6 protein-coding genes are annotated in these 7,979 nt (G+C 67.2%); 4 read left to right on the top strand and 2 right to left on the bottom strand.

What is annotated here, in order from left to right:
• Nucleotides 1-313: 313 nt before the first annotated feature.
• Nucleotides 314-505: a hypothetical protein gene (locus AC2VON_RS00095; RefSeq protein WP_486951118.1), complete on the bottom strand. Its 192-nt coding sequence runs from the start codon at nt 503-505 to the stop codon at nt 314-316.
• A 226-nt stretch (nt 506-731) separates the two neighbouring features.
• Complete coding sequence (locus AC2VON_RS00100; RefSeq protein ID WP_486951119.1) at nt 732-875, bottom strand: hypothetical protein; 144 nt, start codon at nt 873-875, stop codon at nt 732-734.
• A 91-nt stretch (nt 876-966) separates the two neighbouring features.
• On the opposite strand from AC2VON_RS00100, the gene AC2VON_RS00105 reads away from it, so the two are divergent.
• The 4 genes from AC2VON_RS00105 to eccCa all read left to right on the top strand — a co-directional run.
• A complete protein-coding gene (locus AC2VON_RS00105; RefSeq protein ID WP_486951120.1) occupies nt 967-2,247 on the top strand; it encodes a DUF5631 domain-containing protein in 1,281 nt (426 codons plus the stop codon).
• A gap of 4 nt (nt 2,248-2,251) precedes the next feature.
• Entirely contained in the window at nt 2,252-2,593 is a 342-nt protein-coding gene (locus AC2VON_RS00110) for a DUF2710 family protein (protein ID WP_486951121.1), read from the top strand.
• Nucleotides 2,594-2,595: 2 nt separating this feature from the next.
• Nucleotides 2,596-4,092, top strand: coding sequence for a type VII secretion protein EccB (gene eccB, locus AC2VON_RS00115; RefSeq protein ID WP_486951122.1), 1,497 nt, complete (start codon nt 2,596-2,598; stop codon nt 4,090-4,092).
• Between the two features lies 1 nt (nt 4,093).
• Nucleotides 4,094-7,979 (top strand): type VII secretion protein EccCa (eccCa, locus tag AC2VON_RS00120; protein WP_486951123.1); only part of this gene is annotated, 3,886 nt, incomplete at its 3' end.

Here is a 7,979-nt window from a genome sequence, read left to right on the forward strand (position 1 = left end):
GTTCAGGAACTGCTGGCGAGCCGATCTTCGAGGGCCTCGCGAGCAAGCTGGGAGACGGTCTTTCCCTCGGCAGAAGCTATCTGTGCTGCTCGGGCTCGTACCTCCGGGGCGACCCGGAATGCGATCTGCGGCGAATGTGCAGCGTTTCCTGACAGCGAGGGCCGTCCGCCCCCCCGCCGAGCCTGCTCCACCACCTGGGCGGCCACTTGCGCAGTCAAGCGACTGCCATCTGCCAGCCGAATGTCTTCTTCTGCGAGGTCGACGTCAGAGCCGATGGGCGTAGCGGCGGTAACACGGGGAACGGTGTGCTTTGTCATGGTGACTCCTTTGTGAAATTGGTGGGTGCGGCATGGATTACGAGCAGCACCGGCTCGGGATCTTGGGTGCCTTGGATCTCGACGGCGATGACTTCAAGCTCGCGGCCTCGCTCATCAGGACCGACCCATAACCACGCCGGGCTGCCATGGTTCGTCAGGACCTCCGTCGGCGCGGTGTGGGCGAGCATCCAACGGACCGAACCGCGGCCGATTCGGTGCCGCCGCGCGGCCTGCGTGAACCTGATTTCCATGCCGACTTACATTGTGTCAGACACAACACCTGTTTTGTCAAACACAACGTGTCGACTTACCAGCGCAAGAAGCGCGGGCAAGGTAGCCGCGAGTAGAGAGCGCCGGCTCGCTGCTGTGGCCGCACTACCGGTCGAGGAGGATCGAACCTGGTGTTCGACCGGCTCAGCGCACCCACTTCTGGGCGGCGCGCGGATCTGGGGAAATATTCTGCGGGGGTTCGACCGGGCTGGCACCGAACAGGTTCCGGGCGCGGTTCAACAAGTCGCGGACCTCGTCCAGCTGCCGCCGCAGCTCCGAGTCGGCCATGCTGTGCAGGCTACCGAGCCGGCACAGGCGATGACAATTCACCACAACTGACCGCTCAAACCTCCTCCACCAGCGGCGGTAGGCTTGCGCGGTGGCAATCTTCGCTCGGACGTCGGCGCGTCATCATCTCCGGAGGGCGGCCCGGCAGGCCCTGGCGATCCCGGCTTTCAGCGCTCCCCCCGACTGCACCCCGTCGGTGCTCGGTGGCCTGTGGCCGATCGAGTTGGCAACGGTTACCGCTGAGAACGCGACGATCGCCGACTATCTCGACGCGGATCTGCGGCGGATCGCCGACTCTGCCAACGAGAAGCTACAGGCCATCAGCCGGGCCGGGTTGGCGGGCTCGGCGCGCACAGCAGCAGAATCACGGGTGGTCAACGTCGCCCGGGCTTTCGCGGTGCTTCGAGTCGAGTCGACGGTTCGCCAACTCCGCAAGGAGGCGCTGGAGTTTCGCACTGAATACCTCAGCCTGAACCCGGCTCGACAGGCCCACCGGCAGCAAGCTCCGGACATCACACAGCAACTGCCCGTCATCGAACCCGACCACCGGGGCGCGAAGGTCGCAGAAGTCACAGATCCCGGCGTTGCTCGGTTGACCCTGTTGAGGTTGCGGTCCGACCCGGTGGTCGTGGGGGTCTCCGAAGGATCGCCCACCGAGGAATCGGCGGAAGCGGCCCCCGCTGAAGAAACGGACCAGCGGCTGCGGCGGTTGCTGGAGTTCGTCGCCCGTCAAGCACCGGGGTTGCGTTGGGCGACGGGGATCGGCGAGGACGGTGACACGGTGTTGGTCACCGACCTTGCCCACGGGTGGATCCCGTCCGGAATCGAACTGCCCGCCGGTGTGCGGTTGTTGGAACCCGGCTGGCGTGACGGCAACACGGAAGCGCTATTGGGCGGCGCCGGGTCGTCGGCGACCTACGCCCCGGGGGATCGGCTGGGGTGGGCGATCGACTCCGGCGGAATCGAATGTTCGCACCGCGCCAGGGAACTGCCGGCAATCGACGACCTCGGCTGGCGGCTGGCCGAGGCCACGCACTGGCGGGACGGGCTACCGCGGATGGCGAATACCCTGGCCAAGGCTGGTGCTGCGGGCACCGGGGTGCTCGACGCCGAAATGGATCTGCTGCGAGTGCACCTGGACACCGTGCGGTATCAGCTGTTGGCGCAGTACCCGGATGTCGACCTCGGCCTGCTGTTGAACTGCCTGCTGTTGGCCGCCACCGCGGGCATCGCCACCGGCGACCGGGTGACGGCGAACTACCACTTCGCCTGGTTCCAGACGTTGAGCGCTCCGGCGGCGAGCAGCTTCAACGCCCGCTCCGGACGGCGCCGTGGACGAATTGACGCTGGTCGCACAGGGTCGACATACTGAGCGGGTGTCGGGGCCGGATAGCGGCGCGGAGCTCAGCGACAAGGACGAGGACCTTGTTGAATCGGTTCTCCGTGACTTGCGCGAGGCGGCTGAGCGGTGGGAGGCGCTCGTCGCCCAGGCCGAGAGCATCACCTACAGCGTCGATCTGGGTGACATTCACGCCGTGGCGAATTCTGATGGCCGGTTGATCGAATTGACGCTGCATCCGGGTGTGGTGACCGACTACACCCACGGTGAGCTGACGGACCTGCTCAACCTGGCGTTCGCCGCGCTGCGCGAGGAGGCGGAAGCGGATTATCGCCAACGCTATGGCGAAGGCATCCAGTGGTTGCCGATGGGATACTGACCATGCCGTTGAACCTGTCGAACCGGGACCAGAATTCCGGGCATCTGTTCTACAACCGCCGGCTCAAGGCGGCGATCACCCGGTTCTCGGTGCGGATGAAGCACGACGACCGTAAACAACAGGCGGCGTTGGCGCTGTCTGTGGTGTTGGTCGGCATCGGCATCGGCTGGATGGCGCTGCTGCACGTGATGAAGCCCGCGGGGCTGGTGGGCCAGTCGGAGATCATCGGCAACCGCGACACCGGAGCGATCTACGCCCGGATCGACGGACGGCTCTATCCGGCCCTGAACTTGACCTCCGCTCGGCTGGCGACCGGCAACGCCGCCGCTGTGTCCTGGGTGACGGCCAGTGAGATCGCCAAATACCCGACCGGGCCGACGATCGGCATCCCCGGCGCACCGGACAGCATCAGCATTACCGCCAACACCGCATCGGCGTGGTCGGTCTGTGACACGGCAGCGGTCCGAAGCAGCGGCGTCGTGCCCACGGTGACCTCGATCGCCGGGGAGCTGTCGGTGGGCGGCCGGGCTGCGCCGATGGGGCCGGCGCAGGCCGTGCTGGCGACCCACCGGGGTGCCACCTACGTGATCTGGGGTGGTCACCGGTCGGCCATCGACCCCGCGGACAGATCGGTGACGTTCAATGTGGGCCTCGATCCCGGGCAGACCCGTCCGATCGAGATCTCCAACGCCGTATTCGATGCCATGCCGGCGACCGAACCTGTTGTCGTGCCGCAGATCCCGGAGAAGGGAACGCCCTCGAGATGGCTGCCCGGCATCGCTGACGTCGTCGTGGGCAGTGTGTTGGAGACGCGCAATGCCGCCGGCGCCGTCAGCGGGTACTACGCGCTGCTGCCGGGCGGGGTGCAGAAGATCACCGGCTTCGTCGCCGACCTGCTGCGCACCGCGGACTCGCAGGGCTCCGCGGGGCCGATACAGATCTCACCGGGCAAGCTGATCGACATCCCGGTGGTCCACGACCTCGACGTGGACTATTACCCGTTGGGAAAGCTGGAATTCGTCGATACGGCCGCGAACCCGGTGATATGTGTTGCGTGGGCGAAGCAGACGACCGATCCGCAGGCGACGATCACCATTGTCAGCGGACGGGGCCTGCCGGTGCCGGTGGGGGTGGATGAGCGGCTGGTGCGGTTGGTGCGTGACGATCGTGCGCCCGACTCGGTGGAGGCCGACCAGACGCTGGTTTTGCCGGGGGCGGCAAATTTCGTCGCGACGACTTCCGGCGTGGCCGTCGCCGACACCCGGGAGAGCCTGTACTGGGTCTCGCCGCAGGGCGTTCGGTACGGGATCGAATGGCACCAGCCGACATTGCGGGCGCTGGGGCTCGACGCCCGCACAGCGGTGCAGGCGCCCTGGCCGATAGTGCGGACCTTCGCGGCGGGCCCTGCGATCAGCCGGGAGAGCGCACTGTTGGCACGCGACACGGTCACCGCGGGCGCGGCGGTAGCCCAGCTGCCCGAACAACCGGCGGGCGGCTGAGATGTCCAAGCGCGGCTTCGTGCGGGGCCCGCGGGCACCGGTGCCGGTCGTGCCACCGACGCGGGTGGCGGTTGCTGCGCCACTGGCCCTGCCGGAGCGTGAGCCCCGCAACATCGCGCTGATGATCGCCGTTCCCGCCCTGCTGGTCGGGATCGTCGGCACGCTGGTGGTGATGTACACCTCGGGGGTCAGGTCGCTGCAGTCCGGGTTCTTCCCGATGATGGGACTGGCCGGCTTCGGTGTGCTGATGTTCAGCGGCCGGTTCGGGCGGGGGCGCCGAATCAGCTGGGGCGAGCTGGAAAAGCAGCGCCGGATCTACCTGCGCCAGCTCGACGAGGACCGCGACGAGGTGCAACGCGCCGCCGCCGAACAGCGCCGCAGCCAGCTGTTCGTCCACGCCGACCCGCGGCACTTCGACACCGTGATCGGCGGACCGCGAATGTGGGAACGCCGCAGTGTCGACCAGGATTTCCTCGACGTCCGGTTGGGGGTCGGGGTGCAGCAGGCCAGTGACTGTGCGGTGTCGCTGCAATGGCCGGAGGTGCCGGTCGGCGAGGAACTCGAACCGGTCACCGGCGGTGCGCTGCGGGACTTCATCCTCGAGCAGAGCAAGATCCGCGGAATCGGCAAGGTGCTCAGTCTGCGGTCCAAACCCGGCTTCTCCTTCGTCGGGGAGAAACCGGCCGAGCTGCGCGCCCTGATGCGTTCGGTGTTGTGTTCCTTGGCGGTCTACCACAGCCCGGCCGACGTCAAGCTGATGGTGGTCACCCGCCATCCCGACCTGTGGTCGTGGCTGGTGTGGCTGCCGCACAACTCCCACGACGAGATGTTCGACGCCTGCGGTCTGCGCCGGCTGGTGTTCGTCTCCCCGACCGAGCTCGAGGAGGCACTCGACGCGGAGCTGCACCGCAAGGGGCGCGGACCGTGGGCCCCGCCGAGCGGGGCCAGCCCGATCTCGATGCCCTCGCCGATGGAGTCGAAGAGCCGCCCCGCGCTGGGCCCGCACTGGGTGATCGTCGACGACAACGTCGGGACGCCCGAACAGTGGGAGGGTGTCACCGGGCAGAAAGGCATGGCCGGTATCACGGTGCTGCGGCTGGCCACCCGCCCTGGCGTCGGCGTCGGGTTCGCAGACCAAGACCAGTGTTTCGAACTTCATGGCGGCAGGCTCTTCCATCGCAACGCGTTCTACGCGGTGCCCGACACGCTTGCCGAGAGCACCGCACACCGGTATGCGCGGGCGTTGGCCCGCTGGTCGCCGACGACTGCGGGGGAGCTGTCGGCGACCGACAGTCAGGGCGGTGAGTTGCTGCGCGCGCTGGGCATCTCCGACCCTCGCCAACTCGACGTCGACCGGTTGTGGGCGGAGAGCCGCGGCCGGGGTGACCCGAGGTGGGCGACGGTACCGGTCGGGGTGAAGCCGGGCGGCGAACTGCAGCACATCATCCTGCGCGCCAAGGACTTCGGTGGATTCGGCTTCCACTCCGTGGTGATCGGTACCTCTGGATCGGGTAAATCGGAGTACTTCCTGTCGCTGTGCAGCGGGATTGCGCTGACCCACTCACCGGAGACGTTCATCGTGATCTTCGTCGACATGAAGTTCGAATCGGCCGCCCAGGATCTGGCCGGGTTCCCGCACGTGGCCGGCTCGCTGTCGAACCTGGGCAAGGACGACAGGCACCTGGCCGACCGGATGCGCAAGGCCGTTGATGGCGAGATCGCCAGGCGCTACAGGATTTTCAAGGATGCCGGTGCTCGCGACGCCAACGAGTACGAGGAGATGCGGCTGGCCGGACGTGACTTGGAGCCGGTGCCGATCCTGTTGGTCATCATCGACGAGTACCTGGAGTTGTTCGTCCACCATCCGGAGTGGATCGACCTGGTTATCCACATCGGGCAGGAGGGCCGCGGCTGCAACGTGTTCTTCACGCTGGGCGGCCAGCGACTCGATCTGTCGTCACTGAGCAAGGCGAAGAGCAACATCGCGTTCCGGGTGGCGCTACGCGCCGAAACCGCCGAGGACTCCCGCGATGTGATCGGAAGTGATGCGGCGCTGCATCTTCCGTCGCGGGAGAACGGTTACGCATTGCTCAAGGTCGGACCGCGAGATTTGGAGCAGTTCCGCTGCTTCTACGTCTCGGCGCCGTTCGTGCTGCCGAAGAAGGCGGCGACGGCGAACCGGGCTGTGGCCGTGGGCTTCTCCCAGCCGCGGTCGTTCGCCTGGGAATACCAACCGCTGAGTGAGGCGGACAGCGCGGCTTTGGCGGTGGCCGACGAGCCGGAAGAACCCGACGAATTCCTCTTCCACCCCGACGGGTTCAGGAAGAAGAAGCTGGTCGACGTCATCCGGGAGTCGCTGATCTCCCACCCCGCCCGTCCGCCGCACGCGATTTGGCTGCCGCCGCTGGAAGTCAGCGAGACGGTGGGCGCACTGGTAGCCCGCTGGCGCGGTAAGCCGTGGCACATCGACTACGGCCAGAACACCGGGCTGGTCTTTCCGGTGGGCGTGGTGGACATCCCCGATGAGCACACCCAACGGGTCCACGTCGTCGACGCCGAGATGGACAACGTCATGGTGGTCGCCACCGCGCAGCGCGGTAAGTCGACCACGATGATGACATTGATGGTGTCCGCGGCGTTGATGTACACACCGCAACGGGTGACGTTCTTCTGCGTGGGCGCCGCGCTGTATCCGGTGGAAGAACTGCCGCACGTGGCCGGGGTGGTCAGTCTCATTGACAGCGAGGGTGTTTCGCGAACGGTAGCGACCGTCGAAGGTCTGATCCGGGCGCGTGAGACGGCGTTCAAGCACTACCGGATCGACGTCGCGGAGTTCCGCGACCGGAGATTCGGGTCTGCCGGTTTTGTCGGCTCTAGCGGCCCTGGCGGTGGGGGCACCGACCCGGCGGACAAATTCGGCGATGTGTTCCTGGTCGTCGACAACTTCGGCGACCTGTACGAAAAAGACCCCGGAATCGGAGATCGGGTGATCACCCTGGCCCGGCAGGGCCTTTCCTACGGTGTGCACGTCATCACCAGCGCCACCGCGTGGTTCGTCGGGCAGAAGCAGGGGCTGCTCAACGTGTCGAACGCACGGATTCAGCTGCGGCTTTCCAACCCCGACGAGTCGCAGATGGGCAGCTCGATCGAGCTGCGCAAGGCCGCACGTAATACCCTGGACCGGCCCGGTTTCGGGCTCACCCGGGATGGCTACGAGCTGCTGGTCGGGGTGCCGGAGATCATCGGCACCGACGGCCAGCGGATTGCCACCCGGCAGGTGGGCGAGGCGATCACCGCGGTCGCGGGAACCGGCAAGGTGGAGACCCTGGCCAGGCTGCCGGGGAGTGTCCCGCTGGTGCAGATCACCGCGGCGTATGCGCACACCGCCGGCGCCGGCGACGCCGGGGACGCGCTGGATGTCCCGTTCGCGATCGGGGAGACCGCGCTGCAGCCGGTGGTGCTGCCGGGACGCACGCTGCCCAACATGTTGGTGATGGGCCGCCAGTCGTGTGGGAAGACGACGGCGCTGGCGGCTTTCGGCCAGGCCGTCATGACCCGGTTCACCCCGGATCAGGCCCAGATCACCATCGTCGACCCCAAGACGTCGCTGATCGGCAGGGTCCGTGGGGCCCACGTGCGTGCCTACGCCTACACCCCCGACGACATCGATCAGGTGATCGGCGAGCTGGCGCAGCTGCTGGCCGACCGGCTGCCGCCCGCCGGGCTGAGCCAGGAGGAGTTGCTGCATCGGCGGTCGTGGGAGGGAGCGCACCACTTCGTCCTGATCGACGACGAACAGGAGCTGCGGCCGCACGGCGGCATCGGGAAGCCGGCGGCCACGGCGCCGCTGTGGGGCCTCATCGAGCGCAGCCGCGAAGTCGGGCTGC

This window comes from Mycobacterium sp. TH-M82 (genome assembly GCF_057473605.1).